Source organism: Mucilaginibacter phenanthrenivorans (genome assembly GCF_024721155.1).
GTDB classification, from domain to species: domain Bacteria; phylum Bacteroidota; class Bacteroidia; order Sphingobacteriales; family Sphingobacteriaceae; genus Mucilaginibacter; species Mucilaginibacter phenanthrenivorans.
On sequence record NZ_JAHVAP010000007.1, the window covers coordinates 230,890 to 252,567 of the forward strand.

General features: G+C 42.9%; 16 protein-coding genes and 2 tRNA genes. 5 read left to right on the forward strand and 13 right to left on the reverse strand.

The window, feature by feature from the left end:
• The first annotated feature begins 322 nt into the window (after positions 1-322).
• The 4 genes from KXD93_RS18425 to KXD93_RS18440 are packed head-to-tail and all read left to right on the forward strand — an operon-like array spanning position 323 to position 6,814.
• Entirely contained in the window at positions 323-3,583 is a 3,261-nt protein-coding gene (locus tag KXD93_RS18425; RefSeq protein ID WP_258138815.1) for a SusC/RagA family TonB-linked outer membrane protein, read from the forward strand.
• Positions 3,584-3,587: 4 nt separating this feature from the next.
• Complete coding sequence (locus KXD93_RS18430) at positions 3,588-5,039, forward strand: SusD/RagB family nutrient-binding outer membrane lipoprotein (protein WP_258138816.1); 1,452 nt, start codon at positions 3,588-3,590, stop codon at positions 5,037-5,039.
• A 17-nt stretch (positions 5,040-5,056) separates the two neighbouring features.
• On the forward strand, positions 5,057-5,518 hold the full coding sequence (locus KXD93_RS18435) for a hypothetical protein (protein ID WP_258138817.1): 462 nt from the start codon (positions 5,057-5,059) through the stop codon (positions 5,516-5,518).
• A gap of 24 nt (positions 5,519-5,542) precedes the next feature.
• Positions 5,543-6,814 carry a metal-dependent hydrolase family protein gene (locus KXD93_RS18440; RefSeq protein WP_258138819.1) on the forward strand — a complete coding sequence of 424 codons (1,272 nt, stop codon included), beginning with the start codon at positions 5,543-5,545 and terminating at the stop codon, positions 6,812-6,814.
• Between the two features lie 156 nt (positions 6,815-6,970).
• Here KXD93_RS18440 and KXD93_RS18445 read toward each other — a convergent pair whose 3' ends face one another.
• The 13 genes from KXD93_RS18445 to KXD93_RS18505 form a co-directional block, all read right to left on the reverse strand.
• Positions 6,971-9,250 (reverse strand): M56 family metallopeptidase, encoded by a 2,280-nt coding sequence (locus KXD93_RS18445; RefSeq protein ID WP_258138820.1) that lies wholly within the window; start codon positions 9,248-9,250, stop codon positions 6,971-6,973.
• Complete coding sequence (locus KXD93_RS18450; protein WP_258138822.1) at positions 9,247-9,624, reverse strand: BlaI/MecI/CopY family transcriptional regulator; 378 nt, start codon at positions 9,622-9,624, stop codon at positions 9,247-9,249. The genes KXD93_RS18445 and KXD93_RS18450 overlap by 4 nt, the downstream gene beginning before the upstream one ends.
• Positions 9,625-9,939: 315 nt before the next feature.
• Positions 9,940-10,392 (reverse strand): pyridoxamine 5'-phosphate oxidase family protein, encoded by a 453-nt coding sequence (locus KXD93_RS18455; protein WP_258138823.1) that lies wholly within the window; start codon positions 10,390-10,392, stop codon positions 9,940-9,942.
• 26 nt (positions 10,393-10,418) lie between these two features.
• Positions 10,419-10,952, reverse strand: coding sequence for a flavodoxin domain-containing protein (locus tag KXD93_RS18460; protein ID WP_258138824.1), 534 nt, complete (start codon positions 10,950-10,952; stop codon positions 10,419-10,421).
• A 167-nt stretch (positions 10,953-11,119) separates the two neighbouring features.
• Positions 11,120-13,300, reverse strand: a complete 2,181-nt coding sequence (locus tag KXD93_RS18465) for a TIM-barrel domain-containing protein (RefSeq protein ID WP_258138825.1) — start codon at positions 13,298-13,300, stop codon at positions 11,120-11,122.
• Positions 13,301-13,465: 165 nt separating this feature from the next.
• Positions 13,466-14,749, reverse strand: coding sequence for an MFS transporter (locus KXD93_RS18470; RefSeq protein WP_258138826.1), 1,284 nt, complete (start codon positions 14,747-14,749; stop codon positions 13,466-13,468).
• A gap of 159 nt (positions 14,750-14,908) precedes the next feature.
• On the reverse strand, positions 14,909-15,826 hold the full coding sequence (locus KXD93_RS18475) for an ankyrin repeat domain-containing protein (protein WP_258138827.1): 918 nt from the start codon (positions 15,824-15,826) through the stop codon (positions 14,909-14,911).
• Positions 15,827-16,088: 262 nt separating this feature from the next.
• The gene (locus KXD93_RS18480; protein WP_258138828.1) at positions 16,089-16,991 is read right to left on the reverse strand and encodes a VOC family protein; all 903 of its coding nucleotides are present in this window, start codon (positions 16,989-16,991) and stop codon (positions 16,089-16,091) included.
• Between the two features lie 63 nt (positions 16,992-17,054).
• A complete protein-coding gene (locus KXD93_RS18485) occupies positions 17,055-17,648 on the reverse strand; it encodes a dihydrofolate reductase family protein (RefSeq protein WP_258138829.1) in 594 nt (197 codons plus the stop codon).
• Between the two features lie 88 nt (positions 17,649-17,736).
• Entirely contained in the window at positions 17,737-18,612 is an 876-nt protein-coding gene (locus KXD93_RS18490; protein WP_258138830.1) for an alpha/beta fold hydrolase, read from the reverse strand.
• Positions 18,613-19,137: 525 nt separating this feature from the next.
• Positions 19,138-19,854 (reverse strand): hypothetical protein, encoded by a 717-nt coding sequence (locus tag KXD93_RS18495; protein WP_258138831.1) that lies wholly within the window; start codon positions 19,852-19,854, stop codon positions 19,138-19,140.
• Positions 19,855-20,301: 447 nt separating this feature from the next.
• Positions 20,302-20,374: transfer RNA gene (locus KXD93_RS18500), tRNA-Met, on the reverse strand.
• A gap of 123 nt (positions 20,375-20,497) precedes the next feature.
• Positions 20,498-20,574 (reverse strand) — tRNA-Met (locus KXD93_RS18505).
• Between the two features lie 160 nt (positions 20,575-20,734).
• Between KXD93_RS18505 and era the strand changes: the two genes are divergently transcribed.
• Positions 20,735-21,610, forward strand: a complete 876-nt coding sequence (era, locus tag KXD93_RS18510) for a GTPase Era (RefSeq protein WP_258138832.1) — start codon at positions 20,735-20,737, stop codon at positions 21,608-21,610.
• Positions 21,611-21,678 lie beyond the last annotated feature (68 nt).

Genomic DNA, 21,678 nt, shown 5'->3' on the forward strand with positions numbered 1-21,678 from the left:
ATAGAATTAGTAGAATTTAAGTTTACTTTTGCTTTTCAAATGGCAGGTGGTTCTGCCAGGCACTGTATTAATTTAAACACACGATGAAAACACACAAACCCCTCAAAAAATCAACGTCCCTTTCTATCGCTACGCATTCTACTGACGGCATTCTTTGTTGTTGCTGCTAAACCTTCTGTTTAGCTAAACACCATTTTAAACCCGACCCCGGGTTAAAAGGATAATTGACAAAATTTTGCCTGAAAATTTCATGGGTTAAACCCGTTTGGGTTTCTCCGTGCTATTCCTGCGCGAAAAAATTATTAAAAAATTAAAATATTTTATGATGAAACCATTACATGCTAAATGGCTTGCGCTGTTTATTTTTTTAAGCCCGCTTATAACACTTGCGCAACAGCAAGTTATACGCGGCACTGTAAGCGACCAACAAGGTGGCTTACCTGGTGTTAGTATAAAAATCAAGAATACATCAAGGGGGACAATAACCGATGGAAAGGGTGATTACGCTATTAAAGCTGCGGACGGTGAAGTGCTCATTTTTTCGTTTGTTGGCTACACTGGCCAGGAAGTAGCAGTAAATCAATCGGTAATAAATGTGATATTAATCCGCAATGATAAGCAGCTTGGTGAAGTTGTAGTTGTTGCACTGGGTCTTTCGCGCAACAAAAACGAATTGCCCTACTCTGCCCAAACACTTAGCGGAACGGAAGTGAGCAGTAACCGTACCACCAATGTGCTTAGTGAATTATCCGGAAAAATAGCCGGTGCGCAAATTAAGCAGGCTAATGACATCGGCGGTTCAACCAATATTGTGTTGAGGGGGCCTAAATCATTGTCGGGCAGTAACCAGCCTCTTTTTGTGGTTGATGGCGTACCTATCGATAATTCAAGCGACCTGGAACTTGGGGGTACAAGTAATGTAACACAAAATCAGCGTAATGGCAAGGGTGGCTATGATTATGGCAGTCCCGGTGCAGATGTTAACCCTGACGATATTGCTAATGTCACTGTTTTAAAAGGCGCAGCTTCAACAGCGCTATATGGATCACGCGCTGCTAACGGTGCGATTATCATCACCACAAAAAAAGGGTCAAAAGGCCTCAATGTAACGTTAAACACTGGTGTACAATTTGGTTCGGTTGATAAAAGCACCTTTGCCAAATACCAAAAGGACTACGGTGCCGGATACGGCCCTTATTATGATCCTAATACGCCGGGGAGTCACTTTGATTATACCGATATACTAGGTAACGGGGTTAAACAATTGGTTGTACCCACCTATGACGATGCTTCGTACGGGCAGAAATTTGACCCCAGCTTATTGGTTTACGACTGGCGGTCTCTGGATCCGACATCGGCCAACTATCATAAGCAAAGCCCATGGGTGGCCGCAAAAAATGACCCATCAACCTTTTTTAATCAGCCGTATACATTAAATAATAGCTTATTTATTGATGGCGGTACCGATAAGGGGAACTACAAATTGGGGTATACCAGGTCTGACGATCACGGGATTCTGCCAAATAGCAGCATCGTTAAAAACCTGTTCAATTTTGGCGGATCATACAAACTTTCGGATAAGCTGACCGCCCAGGCCAGTGTGAATTATACCCAAACGGCAGGCAAGGGAAGAGGGGGCACCGGTTTTGGGGGCCAAAACGGCGAACCAATGAATATTCTTCAAAACTTTCGCGAATTCTGGCAGGTAAATGTGGATGTACAGGATTTAAAGGATGCCTATTTCAGGACCCGAAGCAATGATAACTGGAATGTAAAAAGCCCTAATGACCTTAGCTCCGCCTATTGGGATAACCCCTACTTTGTTCAGTATCAAAATTATGAGACCGACAGCAGGGATCGCTACTTTGGAAATGTTAGCCTTGATTACAAATTATTCAGCTGGCTTGATATACTTGGCAGGGCCTCGGAAGATTATTACAATGAGTTTCAGGAACAAAGGATAAATGTAGGTAGTGTGGTTACACCCTCGTCATATTACCGCCTGAACCGTACCTACAAAGAAAACAACTTCGATTTTTTACTGAATTTCAATAAAGCAATTACAAATGATATCAACTTTAAAGGCGTTTTAGGCTTAAATGCAAGGCGCCAGAATATCAATTCAATAAGTGCTGCAACCAACGGAGGGCTGGTTGTACCGGGACTGTTTTCTTTAAGCAATTCAGTAAACCCAATAGATTATCCTGTTGAAGTAGTAGACCAAAAGGTGGTAACCGGTATTTTTGGCGGTGTTACCTTAGGCTATAAAGATCTGTTTTTTCTCGATGGAACATTAAGAAGGGATCAGTCGACTACATTGCCTGACAAAAACAATACCTATTATTATCCATCTGTTGCCGGCAGTTTTGTTTTTTCGAACCTGCTGAAAAATTATGATTGGCTTTCCAGCGGAAAAGTGAAACTTAATTATGCCGAGGTTGGTAATGATGCACCTTCACGACGCATCAATGAGGTGTATGACAAAGCGGCCAATTTTGGATCAGAAGCACTTTATTATGTATCAACCGTAAGGAACAATGCCGACCTGAAGCCCGAGAGAACGAAGAGCTTTGAAGCTGGCCTGGAAGCGTCATTCCTTAAAAATCGCCTGGGCTTTGATTTTACTTATTATAAAAATAATACCATCAACCAGATTTTGCCGGTGTCGGTGTCGACTGTTACGGGCTATAGCGGATTATATGTTAATTCAGGGAATGTTCAAAATAAAGGGGTTGAAGTTTCACTTAATGGCACCCCATTTAAAACCAACGATTTTTCATGGAATATCAACGTAAACTTTGCAAAAAATACAAATAAGGTTTTATCACTTTATAATGATGTAAATAATTACCAGTTGGCAGCATATAAAGGCGGTGTAACTACCAATGTTACAGTGGGGGAAGCTTATGGAACTTTAAGAGGAACAGATTTTATATACAATAACGGGCAGAAGGAAGTTGATGCAAATGGTCGTTACCTATTCACTTCAAACTCCAACAACGTAATTGGCAATTCAAACCCGGATTGGACAGGTGGGGTTTTTAATGCCTTCAGGTATAAGAATTTTACGCTTAGTTTTTTGATTGACTTTAGCCACGGCGGAAGTATTTATGATGTGGATATGGTTTTTGGCCTTTGGACCGGCCTGTATCCTGAAACTGCAGGTTTAAACGACCTCGGGAACCCTAAAAGAAATGCACTTGCACAGGGCGGCGGAGTTATTCTGCCGGGGGTACATGCCGATGGAACACCAAATACAACCAGGATAGACGCTTCGCAAAACCAGTCGGCCTATGGTTACCAAACAGCACCGAATAAAGCCTTTGTCTATGATGCATCCTATATCAAATTGCGGGAGGCTGCATTAACCTACAGCGTGCCAGCCTCTTTTGTGCAAAAAATAGGTGCAGTAAAGGCTATAGACATTTCGCTTACCGGCCGCAATCTATGGATCATTCATAAAAATATTCCATACGCTGATCCGGAAGACGGGCTTGGCGCAGGCAGCGCTTACCAGGGCGTTCAGCTTGGCTCGTACCCTAATGTACGCCGATATGGTTTTAACTTAAAATTTAGCTTCTAAACTGATGAAAAAGACGATAATTACGCTGCTGGCCACAATAGTACTGAGTGGCTGTGTAAAGAAAAACGAATACCTGAATAATGATACCAAGAGTGCCACGGTAGTGCCCGCCGCCACTTTATTTTCTTATGCTGAAAAGCAATTGGCAGATGTGCTGGCAACCAGCGCCTATAATGTAAATATATTCAGGCTCACCGCTCAGCAATGGACGCAAACTACTGCTATATCCGAAAGTGATTACGACCTTAAATTGCGTAATGTGCCGGATGGTTTCTGGAATGCTATTTACATTAACGTTCTCCGTAACTTATACGAAGCAAACAAGCTTACTTTAGCAGATGCCAGCTTATCAACAGCACAAAAAAACAACCAACTGGCGCAGATCAATATATTGGAGGTGTATGCCTATTCAGTATTGGTGAATACCTTTGGAAATATACCTTACACACAGGCGATAGATTACACCAACACAACACCAAAATATGACGATGCGAGCCAGGTTTATGACAGCCTGCTAAGCCGCCTGGATGATGCCTTGTTAAAGCTGAATACTTCAGCTAACGGTTTTAATACCGCCGACCTGCTTTTCAACGGGGTGAATGAAATCAGTTCGTGGAAAAAATTTGGCAATACAATTAAATTAAAGCTTGGGATAACGCTGGCAGATGCTGAACCGGCGAAGGCAAAAATTGCCGTGGAAGCTGCCGCCCCAAATGCGCTACAATCTAATGCTGATAATGTTAGCTTTAAGTACCTCACCACAACACCTAATACCAACCCGCTATGGGTTGACCAGGTACAGGGCCATCTGATAGACTATGTTGCAGGGGCTACGCTGGTGGATTTATTAAATAGTTTAAATGACCCGCGCAGGCCAGCTTATTATACCGCTATAGATACCAATGCAAATCCTGCTCCTAATGATATATTGGTTTACAAGGGCGGTGTAATTGGAAAGGTGAATACGTATAACAAATACTCCACCTTTAGTAACACTATTGCGGCTCCGGATCTTCCATCAGTGCTGGCCGATTATTCGGAAGTAGAATTTGACCTGGCAGAAGCAGTTGAAAGAGGTTTTACAGTTAACGGTACAGCCCAACAACACTATAACAACGCCATTACGGCTTCAATAAGTTATTGGGGCGGCAGCTCCAATGATATCAATACTTACCTGCTCAACCCTAAGGTAGCTTATACAGCAGCCGGTGGTTCCTATAAATTAAAAATAGGTTCTCAAAAATACATAGCCCTTTACAACAGGGGATATGAGGCCTGGACAGAGATCAGGAGACTCGGACTTGTTTTGCCCCTGCCGCCGAACCAAACATCATACCTTAACAGGTTTACCTATCCAATAACCGAGCAGAACGTTAACCAGGCTAATTACAGCCAGGCAGCTACAGCTATAGGCGGAGATAATATAGCCACCAAATTATTCTGGGATAAAAACTAAAGCATAAATATCAAAAAATGAAAAAAAGAAGTAAAACCGCAATCAAGCTATTTGCCAGTGTGTTGGCAACCCTGCTTTTATTGACTATCAGTAACCCGTCTTCGGCACAAAAAGCCGGTACTGCTGATTATTTTAAGATCGAGGATTATTATAAAATAAAATGGGGGTACGCAGATGAGTTTATCGCCTTATGGAAAAAGAACCATTACCCTTTATTGAAAAAGCTGTTGGAAAAAGGAGATGTGATTAGCATTGAAGCGGAAACCCCCAGGCTTCATAGCAGCGAAGAGAGCCGTTGGGACTTAAAAGTAAGCGTTGTTTTTAAAACTGCGAAACTGGCTTTTGATTACAGCATTGTTGACCCATATAAGCTACAATTGTTCCCCGACCAGGAAACATATAAGAAGGAGGAACAGCGCCGTTGGGAAATTGTACTGGCACATTGGGACGTAACGGTTGAAAACCTTCCTTTGAATTGATAATTTAAAACAAATTAAAAGGAAATGAAAAAGCTCTTTGTATTGGCTTTAATATGCTTTGCACAAAGTGTACACGCGCAAAAAACCTATATATACTGCGGTAAGCTTATTGACGGTATTTCGAATACTGTGCAAAAGCAAGTTACAATTGTTGTTGACAGCGGCCGGATCAAAAATATCATTAATGGTTATGCTGATGCAGGCAATACCGTTAAAATAATTGATTTGAAATCGAAAACGGTTTTGCCCGGACTTATAGACTGCCACGTACACCTTGAAGCCATTTTGAGTACCAATACATTGCTTGAAGTTTTTACACTAACAGATGCTGATATAGCATACCGGTCGGTAAATTTTGCAAAAAGAACTTTGCTGGCCGGTTTTACAACCGTAAGAGATTTAGGAGGCGGCGGGATAGATATCAGCCTTAAAAAAGCGGTTGAAAACGGATGGGTTGACGGTCCGCGGATTTTTGCAGCGGGGAAGATCATTTCATCAAGCGGAGGTGCAAGTGACCCGTCAAACGGTTTCCGGGATGACGTTTTTCAACGTTCCGGGCCTAACGACGGTGTTGCAGACGGGAGAGATGAATTGGTAAAAGCCGTACGGCTGCAAATAAAGGCGGGCGCCGATGTCATCAAAATTGCATCAACCGGCGGCGTTTTTGAGTTGGGAGATAATAACAAAAAAGCAAAGTTTACGGTGGATGAAATTAAGGCGGTGGTTGAAACGGCAAATGACTATGGTTTAAAAGTAGCCTGCCATGCCCACGGAGCAGAAGGTATCAGGCGGGCAATTTTGGGTGGTGTTACTTCAATTGAACACGGTACCTATATGGATGATGAAGATATAAAACTAATGAAGCAATATGGTACATGGTATGTGCCTACAATTATTGCGGGTAAAGCTGTTGCTGATTCAGCAAAAAAAGGATACTATCCGCCGGTTATTGCCGGCAAAGCCATAGCATTTGGTGACCAGATCCAGAAAACGTTTGCAAAAGCATACAAGGCGGGCATTAAGATAGCTTTCGGAACGGATGCCGGGGCATTTGATCACGGGAAAAATTACCTGGAGTTTGGTTATATGGTGGAAGCAGGGATGCCACCCATGGAAGCAATTAAATCGGCGACCTCAAACGCTGCAATTCTGTTGGGGAAGGAAAATGAGTTGGGCAGCATCAGTAAGGGAAAACTTGCAGACATCATAGCCGTAGACGGCGACCCGCTGAGTGACATTAGCACCATGAAAAATGTAGTTTTTGTGATGAAGGGGGGCGCAATATATCTTAACTGATCTATTGGTTAGGAGTGACGTCCATCGAGGAGAGAAGAAAAGAGATTGCGTAAAATTAATAAAGGATACAATGAAGCCTCAAATCTTTTCGACTTGAGGCTTTTTCATTTCAATGCTATCACCGAAAGCATGAAAATTAAGAACTATGCCGCTTTTTTAATGTCCCACCTTTTGTATAACTGTTCCAGCAGGATAATATTTAGCTGTTCCCATTTTAAACATTGACTTAATATCGCTGATAGCCAGTTCACCTACATAGCCATCCTTTTTGATAGCTTCGCCTACAACCGGGCGATATTTGTTTTCGGCAACACAAAATGATACCGCAATAATATGTTTGCCTGGGCTATCCTTAATAGCAAACTTGTACGATTGCAAAGCCCTAACAGCTGCTTCGTCAAAGCCGTTGCCGGCGCTTTTTTCCACACTAACATTGCCTATCATCCCGTCGTTATCGAGGTTAAAGTTCAATACCACAACGCCCCCAGTAAGCGCCTTTTTGGCTTTTTCGGGATATTTTACGCTGTCGAGCATATAGTTATAAAATTGGTTGGCATACGGCGCATCCAGGTAGGATACCGCATCAAAAATATAGGCTAAACGGCTATGTCTGTCATTGGGATGAAAAAATTGGATAGTCATCGACGCAGCAGACGGAAAGGTATAGCCGTATTTATCCTTCAGCATTTTTAAATCGGCCGGGGTGCATTTGTTTTGAAAATACCAGATGCCCTCGCCATTTTTTTCATAAATTACAACTTTAGCAGACGCTGTGTTACCATTGTCGCCGGGGAAGCCAACGTTACTCTCGTCATACTCATATCCTTTGATGGTACGTGTCGCTGAATATTTGTAATTGGTTATAATCAATTCTCCTCCAAATTCAGGATCGTTGCCGAGCGAATCGGTTTTAAATATCGAATAATCACCAGTAAAAAAATATACGCCTATTTTTAAATTTTTACCAGGGTCGTCATTAACTATACCTTTATAGGCGTTAAACCCGTTTAGCGCCAGCGCATCCAGTTTGGCGCCCCCGCTTTTAACAACCCTCGCGTTGGTTATGCGGCGATCCTTGTCCAGCGCGAAGCCTACTTCTACCAGGCCGCCTTTTTCGTCTTTGGCCGAAGTATAATGGATATTGTTGCGTAAAAAATGATCCATAAGGTAATAACCGTCAACATTTACAACAGGCAATATTGGTCGCCCATCCCTGGTAGTAAATTTTGCGCTGTCCGCAACTACTTCAACCTTGATGTTGTGGTTTTTGAGTAATGACAAGCTATCGGCCCTGGTAATTGTTGCAGCCGTATAAGCGACTTTTTTGTTTTGCTGATCAACGGAAAGCTGATTAGTGATGGTACTTACTCCATTTTCTGTAATTTTTAAAAGTTTCGGTCTTGCTGTAAACCTGGCATTTAGCATAGCATATTTGCCAGGTGATTTTACGCCTGCAGGGGCAAGATCAACCCAACCATAATTTTTACTGAATAAAAGGGTAGAAGTGCATAATAACGCAGCGCAGATTGGAACAGCCACAAGGTACCTCAGCCTTGCCAAATTACCCGAACGTTGCTGATTTAGCATGATAATTCTCTTTTTTAGCAAGTTATAATTGAAAAATGAATTTGCAATTGACGTACCCCCTGCGCCATAAGCACTGTCTAACAAAAACGAAGCGTATGTTAATGTATCGCTTTCGTAAGCTGCGGTTTGCTCATCTGCAATATATTCATGTATGGTTTTTAAGCTGTTTTGTAAAAGGTAGACAAAGGGGTTAAACCAGTTAACAATCTTCAGCAATTCAAGCAATATAATATCGATCGAATGTTTTTGCCTGATATGTACCAGCTCATGCCTGATGATGGTGTTGGCTCCATGTATATCGGTGCTTATGAAAAGATAGTTGAAAAATGAAAATGCCACATCTGGTCCGTTCAAATAGACTATGCGGTATTTGCCTTCATTAACTGTTTGCTTATTATTGAACATTTTGAACAATGTATAAAGTTTAATAAAAAGCATAAAAAATAAAACGGCTGCGCCAACAAGGTAGGCATATAATAAACCTTCCTGCCAGCTAAGATGCCGTGCGAGCACTGCCGGAGCTGCTGGCGAGGCCAGAGTAGGAGCCTGATAGTGGTACTGTTTGGCAACCGTTACCGCCGGGGAGATAACAGGAGGTATGGCTTCGGTAGCTGTAATTGCAGGAGCCGCAAACTTAACCGGGCTTAACGTACTCTCTGATTCAACAGGTTTAACCGACCTTAACGCGCTTACCTGCACAAGCGGCAGTATAAAAGCAACTACGCAACTAAATATCAGGTAGACCCGGCTTAGCTGGTAGTGCGTGTTCCGATTTAAAAATAAGCAGTAGGCCAAATAAAATACGCCAACGTATAAATTAGCTTCTGCAAGATAATACAGCACGTTCATTTCTTTTTGCGTTTAAGATCTGCTATCAGTTGGGTTAATTCATCCAGTTGGCGTAAATCCAGTTTCTTCTCGTCTGCAATAAACGATACCAAACTTTTGTACGAGTTGCTGAAATAGCCGCTCATCATCTTGTCGAATGTGAATTTCTTATACTCCGATTCGCTTACTAGTGGGAAATACATATGCACATTGCTGTATGCTTTGTGGCCGACAAAGCCTTTGCTTTCCAAAACCCGCACAACGGTTGATACCGTGTTATAAGCCGGCTTAGGTTCAGGCATCAGTTCGATGATATCTTTTACCATAGCCTCATTTAATTGCCATAATAATTGCATTACAGTTTCTTCTGCTTTGGTAAGTTCTTTGACAGGCATGGTAACTATTTTTGTAGTTAACCAAATGTAAAAACTAATTTCATAGTTTACAAACTATTTTTATAGTTTTTTTCAAAAAATCGGAAGAATCAACGATGAGTTTTGTTTTTAAAAAGCAATACAATTGTTTCAATTTAAAAAGGGCGCTTAAACTTGTTTGTACTGTCTTAACTATAGTGGAACGTTGGGAACATGACAAAGGTGGTGGAACGGGGGAACCAATCGTTCCCGATCCGGTAGCCCCTGTCGTTTTGAGGAATAAATAAAATGTTCCTGCTTCCTGAATTATTTAATAACAATACTGGAGTCCGTTGACTAACTGTGCTCAAACCGGCCAGTCTTACTAATCAGCACTATCTTATATAAGATCAGGTCTAGCCTGGTGCCAACATCTTCTTCATTTTCGGCCAATCCGTGGGAAGTATGATTGATTGGTTTTTCAGCGAAGGGCATTATGCGGTGGGTCAGGGCCAAAATAGCCTGTTCCTTTTCCGCCATGTCGGTGATTTCCTCAAACCGACCCCAGGCTACCACGCTCTGCCAATTGAAAATGGTTTTGATCTCGTCCACCTGGAAACAAACACGGGGGTTCTTCCGCATCATTTCAACCTTTTTGCCGGGAGCACTGTGACTGATGATCTGTTTTCCATCATAAACATAGTTTACCGGCACAATATAGGGCAAGCCGTGGTCAGTGCAAGCAATACGGCCTGTGACTTGCTTTTTGAGCAAGTTTTCTATCTGTTCTTCGTTTAATTTACCTAACATCCTGCTATCTCCCTTTTGTTGTGCTTTTATTGCGTGCTTGTCACCAGTTCAGGGTTTAGGAAGGGCTCGGCCACTTCGATCAGATTGTCCAGGCATTTTTGATCTATGCCATCAAAACCATTGTTCATAACCGCTTTCTTCCTGGGATCTTTTTCCAGCATGGCGCCCATTTTTAAAACGAGGCGGTCAATCAGTGACAATTTGGCAACGATGCACCTGCCGGGCAGGAAAAACACTTTAGTGCTTTTCCTGATCAGGGGATCGAGGTTGTTGTGCACCAATTGCTGTTGCTGGATCTTATCTTCGGCCGTCGTGCCGCAAACGATAAACAGGATAAGTTTTTTACTAGCCAGTAAGCCGAGGTTTTGCCTTAGCCACTTTCGTATAACCAGCTTGCCGACATACACTGAACTTCCCACAATGACAAGATCATAACCTGCCAGTGCATCTGCCGTCGCGTCTTTGACCTTCAATGATGACAAGTGTAGTGATGAACCCAGCCACTGCGCATATTGCTCCGTGGCGCCATATTTACCCTGATAAATGATAATCCCCTTCATGGTACTGTTTTTCTCTTACAAGTTTACACAGTATGCTGGCTTGACAAAATGACCCAGATCACGTCATGTCCTGATGGGAATCACCTCGGGGAATATTCTATAGAAAATAACACGATAACCAGGATAATCAGTTCCTCGTCATAATATCAAAGCGGATCATGCTTTTATCACTTAAAAGCCAGGCGTCCTTTTTTGCCGATAGAGGTAACCTTTTGATCCTTACCCAAAACTACCTTAATGGTTTTATAAACGTTTTTACCGGCATAGTGGCCGGTTACGTTCCATGTTAATGTTTTGATTTTATCGCTCCAATAATAATCTGTTATTCTTGTATCGCTTCTAGTGTAATTGTAGGATACCCCATCATCCTCTACCATTTTAAAGCTGCCGTTTTTTCCGGGATATATATGGATTTCAAGCGGGGTATCGGATGTCTGTTCCGAATATTGAATAACAGGACCAATCGGAAGTATAGCACCCGCGCGCACGTAAACCGGGATCTCATCGAGCGCCTTATCAACCGAAATAGTTTTGGGGCCTTTGATCACATCGCCGGTGTAATAATCATACCAGGTATCGCCAGGTAAATATACATTTCGCTTGCCGCCTGCATTTAATACGGGTGCCGCTAACAAGCCTTTGCCTACCAGCCATTCATCCGTCATGTTGGCAACGGTTGTATCTGCCTGAAACTCCATTACCAGGGGCCGCATAATAGGAGAGCCGGTGTTGTAAGCTTCGTGACCGAGGCTATAAATATAAGGCAACAACTGGTACCTCAGGTTCAGCGCCTTGCGCATAGCAGCTTCACCGTCGGTATCCCATAAATAAGGAAAACGGGGAGTTGTACCAATGTTGGAGTGAGCGCGCATTATCGGTAAAAATACCCCCGCCTGGAACCAGCGCACTAACATTTCTTTTGTCGGCGTTCCCTGGAAACCGCCGATGTCGCAAGAGCCGTAGTACATACCTGCCAGGCTGAAATTAAGCAGGTCCATGGGCACATTAACCAAAGAGGGCCAGGTTGAAGGAATATCGCCGCTCCAGGTGCTATAGCCCAAACGCTGATCGCCCGGGCTGAATGCCCGGTTAAGGGTAAAGTGGCGATAATTTGGCCGGGCCGATGCCAGCAAATCATATTGTGCTTTATTCCACCAGTAATAACAGGTGTAATATGATTCGCCCTCGTCGTCCCACCAGGCATCAACACCTGCTTTGATTAGTGGGCGGTTTCTTTCCTCATACCATTTTCGCAGGGCAGGACTGCTGAAGTTTAAATCGCGGTTATCAGTTTTCGGGCTGATCAGCCAACCGTTTTTCCTGGCTGTATCCAGCCTCGCCGCATTGCCCAGCCTCGGCTTGCGGATGCCAATAAATTTAAAGCCCTCGCTTTTTAAATTAGCTATTTGTTTGGCAGGAGAGGGGAATACTTTGGCGTTAAACGTAAAATCAGAAAATCCTTCCTTGCCTTCCTTTTTCACGGCATAGTCGGGGAGGGTGGTATACCATTCGAAGTCGAAAATAAACGCATCTACCGGCAATTTATGCGTGCGAAACTTAGTGGCAACATCTGCTACATAAGTGCTGTCGTCCCAGCCCCATTTGCTTTGCAGGTAACCAAATGCCCACCTCGGCGGCAGCTTGGGTTTTCCGGTAAGCTTCACATATCCACGTGCAGCGTCATACATAGTTTTTGCTGGCCATAGGTATAAATTTGCAGCCCTTCCGGAAAATTGCCAGGTTAAGGTCGCTTTATCCACGGCCCGGTTCCAGGTTGCGGGTATATCATCATTTGAGGAGACGGCAAATGCACTGTAGCCCCTGCTATTCCAAAAATACGGAATGTCGGCGACGCCATTGCTGGCAGAAGAACCGGACTGATTTTTCTCAAGTTTTTTCGATGCGTTGTTCCCGGAGCCATAAAGCAAGCCTGCTGCCGTATGTGTAATTTGTATTGCTTTGCCTGTGGATGAAAAAGCACCATCACGGATAAGTATCCGGCCCGTTGCATCGTATAGAGACCATACCCCAGTTTTAGTATTGATCATCAATTTTCCATATGATGTTTTGATGCCGTAAGAGGGACGAGCGGAAATCACCGTAAACTGGGTGGTAGCTGTGTTGGTTCCGTCAATAAAAATACTTTTAATAGTGGATGGCGCTATTGAGTCGTTTAAGCTTAAACAAAATGCCGCATCCTTGGCTACCGATAGCCCAACCGACTGGTTTCCGGCTTTCACAAGTATTCCACGGGGAGTTTTAATTATTTGCGCATTGGCGATATAAATTGTTACTGATTGAAGTATGGCAGCCAGTAATAAAATCAGTTGTACTTTATTAGTTTTCATTTTGAAAAATCAATTGCGGCTTGAGGCCCATTAGGTTCGGCTAATGTACAAGTAATTTGCTAAATCGATTTATCAAAATAAACTTTTTTACGTTAAATGCTGAGTCTTATGCCAGCATTACGCATTGAATTTAAAACGGGCAATGAAATGCAAACGTAGAAAGCCTTATTCGGCTTGCTGCTTCATTATTTTCCTGGCACCAAGCAAGGCTAGCAGCGTAACTGTTGAGGCTGCTGTAAGGTAATAGCCTACGTATGCAAGCCCGAACTTATGCGCCAATGTAGTGGCCAGGTACGGCGTAAGCGATGCGCCTAAAATACCGGCCAGCGTAAATGCGAGCGAAGCACCGGTATAACGCACCGATGGCGGAAAAATGCCGGCAAGCGCAGTTCCTATTGGTCCGTAGGTAAGCCCCATCAGGAACATGCCCAGCGACAGGAATATAGCCGTTATAAACAAACTGCCTGTGGTAAATAGAGGTGCGAAGACAATCCCGAATATCATAATTAAGATGGTTGCTACAACAAGCATTTTGTTGCGGCCGTATTTGTCGGCCAGTACGGCCGAGAGAGGAATCCCCAAACCGAAGAACAGCATGGAGATCATTTGTATGATCAGGAAATTGCTTTTGGGGTAGTGTAGCGCCGAGGTCCCCCAGCTTAGGGTGAACACCGTCATCAAATAAAATAGCAGGAATGTGGTTATAGTAGCTAGTGTACCTAGTGTTATGGCTGCAGTGTGTTTAACAAAAACATCAGCAAACGGCACTTTTGCGCGCTGGTCATTATCAATTATCTTCATAAATTCCGGTGTTTCGGATATTTTTAACCGTACATAAAGGCCTACCCAAACCAGCAACGCACTGGCAATAAATGGGATCCGCCAGCCATAGCTGATAAAATCGCCCTCGCTCATGGTTTTGCTCAGTATAAAAAAAGTACCGCTGGAGATCAGGAAACCTATGGGAGCGCCGAGCTGAGGAAACATTCCATACCAGGCTTTTTTGTCGGCAGGGGCATTTTCGGTAGCCAGTAACACTGCGCCGCCCCACTCGCCGCCCAGTCCCAAACCTTGCCCGAAACGAAAAATGGCCAGTAATATCGGGGCTGCAATGCCTATGGAAGCATAGCCCGGTAAAAGCCCGATAGCAACTGTTGACGGTCCCATGGTTAATAACGCTGCAACCAGCGTGGCCTTACGCCCCTTACGATCGCCAAAATGCCCGAATAAAGCCGCGCCCAATGGCCGTGCAAAAAAGGCCAGTGCAAAAGTGGCCAACGACTCCAGCGTAGCCGAAGTTGGATCAGCCGCAGAGAAAAATAACTTGGGAAAAACCAACACCGCAGCAGTGGCATAGATATAAAAGTCAAAAAATTCGATGGTGGTTCCGATGAGGCTTGCAGTAAGGATCCGGCTTACAGAATTTGCGGGGACAGGTTGCTGGTTCATAGCTCAAACATATTAAATTTGAGCGAATGTGCAAATTGATGTTATGGAGATTAATTCAGCAGCATTTTGGGTATAAAAAAGCCTCAAAGCTAACGATTTGAGGCTTTTTGGCCGGGCAGCAAATATGCAATGATGAAACACTTGTTCATTTCAATGATTTTAATATTTTTCCAGATATTCTTTAGAATAATTATTTAAGTCTTCTTTCGGTATTTCTGAAGCTCTATAGTCCATCCCATTTCTTTTTAAGAAGTCAACTATTTGCAACTTCTTTTTATATTCTGCTGAACCTAATTCAAAATACCATTGTCGCATACCATCGGTGATATATTTATTTTGACCTTCTATAGTTTTATAAAGTACCTTTTTGAATCCTGCGCCTTTACTTATCAAATAAATGACGATCTCCGGACGTCTGTATAAACCAGCTGCATCAACTGCTGACTCTAACAGACTACTTCCGTACTCATTTACCATATCTACTTTTGCTCCTGCATCAACTAATATTTTCATATAATCCAAGTCACCGGCCTCACAGGCAATCATTAAAGGTGTCCGCCTTGTCTTCTTTGGCCCGTTCTGCATTGCATTAGGATCGCCGCCATGTTTCAACAATAATTTTAGAAATCTTGGGTCTGAACCAGAAATTGGATTTTCCAGCTTTGCAGCTTCCATTAACGGAGAATCGCCGTACTCCGAGTCCTGCAAATTGGGATCGGCACCCAATTCCATCAGCGTTTTGGCCGATGGATAATTCATATTTGACACCGAAAGCCCTAGCAATGTTTGGCCGAAACGCTCCTCCCTGAAATCAATAAGATCTTTTTTCTTCTGTATCTCTTGTTTTATTTTTACCGTGTCGCCGTCTTGTACTGCCTTGGCAAGTTCCCAGGCAGGTGTCTCCTGAAAAAGGCGGTAATCGACACCTAACAGTGTACTTTTGTCAACTGACGAATCACGACTTGTACATGCCGAAACAAGCAACGTGAAAACCCTAATATATACGTTCATTTTTTTATTCATTCTTCCAATAATACCTGAAACTGGATCAAGCGGAATATTTTTACGATATCCCACAGTATTCTGGTTAATCCAAAATAATTTTGAGTGTCTACAATCGAAATTACAATAATAAAGGAACAAAAAAAGCTTCAAATCTTTCGACTTGAGGCTTCTGACTTTTTAAGAAGTAGCGGGAACCGGACTGAACTCGAGCTATTAGGTTAAAGATTTAGAAGTTTTATCAATTTTGTCTTTTCAGACACGTAACCGGGTAAATATCAACTCGGCACCTACTGTCGAAATTCAGCAATGTTTATAGATCATGATAATTAATTGATCAGCCACCATCATAAGCCCGCTGCAGAGTTTCGATGTCAACTTTCTTCATCGTCATAAAAGTTTGTGTAACCCGTTCAATCTGTTCAGGGCTGCCGTTTTTGAGCGCATCGAACATCACGGTGGAGGCCACCTGCCATGATACGCCGTATTTATCCTTTAACCAACCACATTGCCCGGCTTCGCCACCAGCTGAAAGTGCCGACCAGTAGTAATCGATCTCTTCCTGGGTTTCACATGGGATCAATAGCGACACCGCATCATTAAAATTGAAACCGTGCTGATGCGCGCTATCCATAGCGGCCAGCCAGGTGTCATCGATGTGAAAATCAGCAAACATAAGTGTGCCCGCTTTATCCGGCCCCATATCCTCCGGGCGCGGGGCAGTGGTGCCGCGTTTGCTGTCCTTGAATATTGAGCAGTAAAAGTCGACTGCCTCATCGGCTTTACCGGCCACCGGTTGGGTGAACATCAATGAAGGAGTGATCACAGGCCTTTCCTCACCGGCCGGGTTGGTCAGGATCAGTTGCCAGGATACGCCGTGTTTGTCTTCAACCCAGCCGTAACGTTTACTGAAAGGGTAGCTATCCAATGGCATCATTATTTTGCCATTTTCGATTAGCTTATTCCAAATTTCGTCGATATGTTGGGTGGCATCCGGGTCACGCGAGGGATCAAAATTGATCATAAAAGAAATGGACGGATTGATGCCGAGCTTGTGACCGGCACTGATGCCGAAGAACTGCTGGCCGGCAATAGTAAATTCTACTACTTCACATTCGCCACCAGGCATTGGGAAGTGATTGGCATAATTGACAGTTGAACCAGGCATGAATGATGCGTAGAATTCAGCTGCTTGTTTTGCATCCTGGTCGAACCAGAGGTGTGGTTTGATGGGTAACATAGGTAAATGATTTTAGTGTTATATATGGTTTTAATATTTAAGCCGTTTAGCGATTTATTTCTCTTAAGCTCCAATAGTACCCGTCTCAACATTTCCCGCGCGAGCGTAATTGGCAACAATAACACCATTTGGTGTAACAAGACTCTCTGTTAATTTAAATGCTGCAGGCATCGTACCACTATCAAACAGCTTCTTTCCTTCGCCAAGCGTCACCGGGTAAATTTTGAGCCAAAGTTCGTCTACTAAATCATGCTTCAGTAGTAATTGAGTTAGTTCGCCGCTGCCCCAAACTTTGATGTCGGAACCTTCAGTGTTTTTGAGCTTTTCAATATCAGCCACATTTGTGAGGAACACGGAGTTTTTCCAGTTCGACTCTTTCATGGTGTTGGACACGACGTATTTCGTGACATCATTGATGCCCGGCCAATAGTCAGCATGCGCAGGCCAGTAGGAGGCAAAAATCTCAAATGTTTTTCTGCCCAGGAGAATATCCGTAGGTTGCATCTGTTTTTGCATCACTTTGCCGGTAACATCGTCACCATAAGGTGCTGACCAGCCGCCATATTTGAAGCCACCCGATGTATCTTCCTCGGGTCCGCCGGGTGCCTGCATTACTCCATCTAATGTAATAAATGTTAAAACGATTATCTTTCTCATATTAGTTTAATTGAAGTTGTTGCTTGTTTTTAATTAATAGTTCGAAATATTCATCGAACCATCTTTTTAATAGCAATCCCAACCAGTTTTACTTTAAAAAGTCATTTAAGTAACCCAATATTATATTCGTCTGCATCATCAGGCTCACATGACTCTGCGAAGGAACAACGGCCAAATGTGATTTTGGCATCGGTGCCATATCAGCAGCTACTCCACCTCCGAGTAATTGATAGGTTTTCGCCAGCTCAACTTTATCCAGACCATCATTGTCGCCCGAGATGATCAATACCGGCGAAGTAATTTTTGCAATATTGCTGTCACCCATGTCGAAAGTTGACCCGACAAAGGCAAGCATCTGTTCCACGAATTTATTCCATTTTGTTTTGTCAGGCGCTGTTGCATCGTATGCCGTTTTCATCGGACTATTCGCAAACATTTCAGGCTTCATGTTTTTAAACGCATTAGCTACCTGGGGCGCCCAGCCCGTACTTTTATATGTAGAGGAGATGATCACCAATTTTTTTACACGCTTAGGATTTTGAATGATCAGCTGGTAGGCTATGGAACCGCCCATGCTATAACCTACCACATCGGCGCTGTCGACCTTTAAGTAATTCATTACTCCATCCACATCACTTGCCATTGTAGCCAGGTCTAATTTCCTGTCAGAATACTGTGTATGCCCATGTCCCTGCATTTCAATGGCAATTACTTTTCTTGTTTTTGACAATTCAGGTATTAACTGCCCCCAGTTCATCTGAATGTTCATAAAGGCACCATGCAGCAAAACAAGCGGCTTACCCTCGCCATATACTTCGTAATAAACTTTAATGCCATTAACAGGCACGTAGCCACTGCCGGCGGGTTTAAGCTGTTGCCCGTTAGATTGAAATACTGTAAAAAAAAGCAAAGCAATAATTAATACCGGCTTGAGGAAATTAGATCCTTTGAATACTCTTTTCATAAAATGTTATTTAAATTAGTTTGACTTTATTGACAATACAAAGATCGAAGGGATTTCAGGATTTTACGCCGTGTAAAAGTGACAAAAATAGGGGTGGATAGCGACAAATAACAAAACTATAAAAAGTCGGAAGATTTGCCTGTTTTAGTGTTCTAGTATAGGCAATAAAGCGCAGGCTTCTGCCCATCGCCCGCGTGCGTGTGACACAGCTACCGAAAATAAAAAAGCCTCAAATCTTTCGATTCAAGGCTCCTTCTTTTCATGATGGTGTGTTTTTTAAATTGGTGTTTAAAATACCATCCTTGATTTTTTTGGTTAATACATAACGAATAAGCAGGGATTATTGCCGAAACCCCTTATTCTACACGTGGCAGTTTAACTTACTCGTCAGCCGTATGCATCGGCAGACATCGGCAAGTAAGCCTGGTCCGCACTTTGCGTAATCTCCTCAGGATCAGTAAATAAAAATGAATTTCGTGCAAAAATTAATTATCGGGCATACTAGACAGCTTTTATATTTTCAATCTATAATTTTGCTTCAGTCTTTTTTATGATCTTCGGTATCCGTTTTTGCAGGTCTTCCATCAGTTCATTCAGCGCGCTTTCGCACATCGGCAAAATCTTTTCCGGCTTTAGTACCGGAATCCCCCCGATGGCGATCGTTGTTTTTTTGGAAGTCGAACTTTCATTTATACTGAATACCTTTTTGTCGTCTTTACTAAGCAAAACAATGTTCGCAGTGGCCCTAACTTTCACCGTCCCGGTTCCGCCAATTGCAAATCCTTTTTGTAAGGAGAAATTGATCGATACGAACATGATGCCATCGTACTGCGGGAACATTTTAAGCAGGTTTTGCTCGTTCTTCTTTCCCCAGTTGTATTCTATCACTTTATAGCCAATAGCAGGGGTGAACATGACATCTTTTACCATAGTCGGGCGGTCGTCCGGCGCATAGGTTTTATAGGCATCAGTCCCGGTGATCTCGGCTTCCGGAACTAATTGGAAGGGAAAGCTCTTCGCATAATCGTTGAAAAATCGGCCATGAAAGTCATCTACCATAGGGGTAAGGTTAAAATTAGGATCTTCGTCCAGTTTCAGCAGGTCGGCAGTCATGTTCAGGCCAAAGTCTGAAAGGTCAATGCGCTTATCGGCATAAAAAGTTACAACAGCCACCTTTTTGTTTTGGGCAAAGGTTTCAGTTCCAATAGTAACAAGAAGGAAGCATAGGAGCAATTTGTACATGTTGTTTGTTTTTAGTTTGGATTGGTTATGATAACTGTTGACTGTGTTGATTTGGTGTATTTCAAAGTGCCAACCTAGTAAGTATTTGCCGGCGTGTGCGGTTCATCAATTTAGTGTACACGTAAACGGTATTCGATGAGATCAAAGTGTCGCCGGTATTCACGAAGTCAGTTCCCTGCAAGTCCATGGTTCCATCTTTGTAAGTTTCCAGTTAATGTAAATATCTCCTTCGGAAGCACGCAATTTGGCTGTTTTAGAGAGATAAATAGGAAATCTGGATGGCTTTTCATCGGATATGGATAAGGTTGTTTTAGTAAATGCAAGGTATAATATTATTCCGGTAAATGAGTATCTTTATTTAAGCCAAAATCAAGCTAAAAACCGTTATAATATTTTAACAGAAAAAAGTAAGGCAGTTACGATCAACGTAACTGCCTGTTTCTTAGGTAGCGGGAACAGGACTCGAACCTATGACCTTCGGGTTATGAGCCCGACGAGCTACCAACTGCTCCATCCCGCACTGTTTTTATTATACGATCTGCTTCATTACTGCAGAAAGGGGTCTTTTTATTTTATTGTGTTATCCTTCACAATTCATTTAAAGAGAAAAGCCTTTAGACTTAAGCTAAAGGCTCTTTCTTTCTGGGTAGCGGGAGCAGGACTCGAACCTACGACCTTCGGGTTATGAGCCCGACGAGCTACCAACTGCTCCATCCCGCACTCTATTTTTGTTTTTTTGATTTCACCGATTAGTTTCGATTTCACCGATTAGTTATTTTCGGTGTAATCCTTTTAAATCGGTGTAATCCCCTTTTTTAATTGGACTGCAAAGATATAATTCGTTTCTTTGCAGTCCAAATATTATTTTAATTATTTTTCTATGGCGCATAAGGCAGGTTTCGTGAGTATAATTGGTAAGCCCAACGCGGGTAAATCAACGCTTATGAACGCTCTTGTAGGTGAAAAAATGTCCATCATCACCCCCAAAGCACAAACAACAAGGCACCGCATTTTAGGGATTGTTAACGAGGAAGATTACCAGATCGTGTTCTCAGATACTCCCGGTGTTATTAAACCGCACTATGCACTTCACGAAAGTATGATGCACCAGGTGGATGGATCGATAGTGGACGCCGATTTGATCCTGCTTGTTACAGATATTTACGAAGAGTACGACGAAACTGACGTGCTGAAGAAGCTGGAAGGCACACAAGCACCCGTTGCCGTATTGATCAATAAGGTTGACCAAAGTGACGAGGAAACTGTAAAAGCCAAAGTTGAATTTTGGGAAGAGAAGCTGAAGCCAAAGGCGATTTTTGCTATCTCGGCATTAAAAGACTACAATGTGCTGGCTGTAATGAATTTTGTTATTGAGCACCTGCCGGAACATCCGCCATATTACGAGAAAGATGCTTTAACAGATCGTAACGACCGCTTTTTTGCATCGGAAATGATCAGGGCGCAGATCCTGAAACAATACAAAAAGGAAATCCCTTACAGCACAGAAGTTATTGTAACTGCATTTGTTGAAGGCGAAAAGTTGCACCGCATCAGCGCTGAAATTATAGTGGAACGCGACTCGCAAAAGAATATCATCATTGGAACAGGGGGGGCGATGCTGAAAATTGTTGGCACCTATGCACGCCGCGATATGGAGGAGTTTTTCCAGAAGAAAATCTTTTTAGAGATGTTTGTAAAAGTTATCCCCGATTGGCGCAGTAAGAAAAACTACCTGAAGAAGTTTGGGTACGAATAGGGAAGAGCCAGGAATCAAGATGCAAGAATCAAGATTTTAAGGCAAAAAAATATAATAATCGTATATTA

What these genes read in the sequence shown, in the direction of transcription:
- KXD93_RS18445 (WP_258138820.1), bottom strand. Translation starts at nt 9,250, where the DNA reads ATGAACGTGCTGTATTATCTTGCAGAAGCTAATTTATACGTTGGCGTA.
- KXD93_RS18495 (WP_258138831.1), bottom strand. Translation starts at nt 19,854, where the DNA reads ATGTACAAATTGCTCCTATGCTTCCTTCTTGTTACTATTGGAACTGAA.
- KXD93_RS18455 (WP_258138823.1), bottom strand. Translation starts at nt 10,392, where the DNA reads ATGTTAGGTAAATTAAACGAAGAACAGATAGAAAACTTGCTCAAAAAG.
- KXD93_RS18430 (WP_258138816.1), top strand. Translation starts at nt 3,588, where the DNA reads ATGAAAAAGACGATAATTACGCTGCTGGCCACAATAGTACTGAGTGGC.
- KXD93_RS18435 (WP_258138817.1), top strand. Translation starts at nt 5,057, where the DNA reads ATGAAAAAAAGAAGTAAAACCGCAATCAAGCTATTTGCCAGTGTGTTG.
- KXD93_RS18440 (WP_258138819.1), top strand. Translation starts at nt 5,543, where the DNA reads ATGAAAAAGCTCTTTGTATTGGCTTTAATATGCTTTGCACAAAGTGTA.
- KXD93_RS18490 (WP_258138830.1), bottom strand. Translation starts at nt 18,612, where the DNA reads ATGAAAAGAGTATTCAAAGGATCTAATTTCCTCAAGCCGGTATTAATT.
- KXD93_RS18460 (WP_258138824.1), bottom strand. Translation starts at nt 10,952, where the DNA reads ATGAAGGGGATTATCATTTATCAGGGTAAATATGGCGCCACGGAGCAA.
- KXD93_RS18485 (WP_258138829.1), bottom strand. Translation starts at nt 17,648, where the DNA reads ATGAGAAAGATAATCGTTTTAACATTTATTACATTAGATGGAGTAATG.
- KXD93_RS18480 (WP_258138828.1), bottom strand. Translation starts at nt 16,991, where the DNA reads ATGTTACCCATCAAACCACACCTCTGGTTCGACCAGGATGCAAAACAA.
- KXD93_RS18470 (WP_258138826.1), bottom strand. Translation starts at nt 14,749, where the DNA reads ATGAACCAGCAACCTGTCCCCGCAAATTCTGTAAGCCGGATCCTTACT.
- era (WP_258138832.1), top strand. Translation starts at nt 20,735, where the DNA reads ATGGCGCATAAGGCAGGTTTCGTGAGTATAATTGGTAAGCCCAACGCG.
- KXD93_RS18425 (WP_258138815.1), top strand. Translation starts at nt 323, where the DNA reads ATGATGAAACCATTACATGCTAAATGGCTTGCGCTGTTTATTTTTTTA.
- KXD93_RS18450 (WP_258138822.1), bottom strand. Translation starts at nt 9,624, where the DNA reads ATGCCTGTCAAAGAACTTACCAAAGCAGAAGAAACTGTAATGCAATTA.
- KXD93_RS18465 (WP_258138825.1), bottom strand. Translation starts at nt 13,300, where the DNA reads ATGAAAACTAATAAAGTACAACTGATTTTATTACTGGCTGCCATACTT.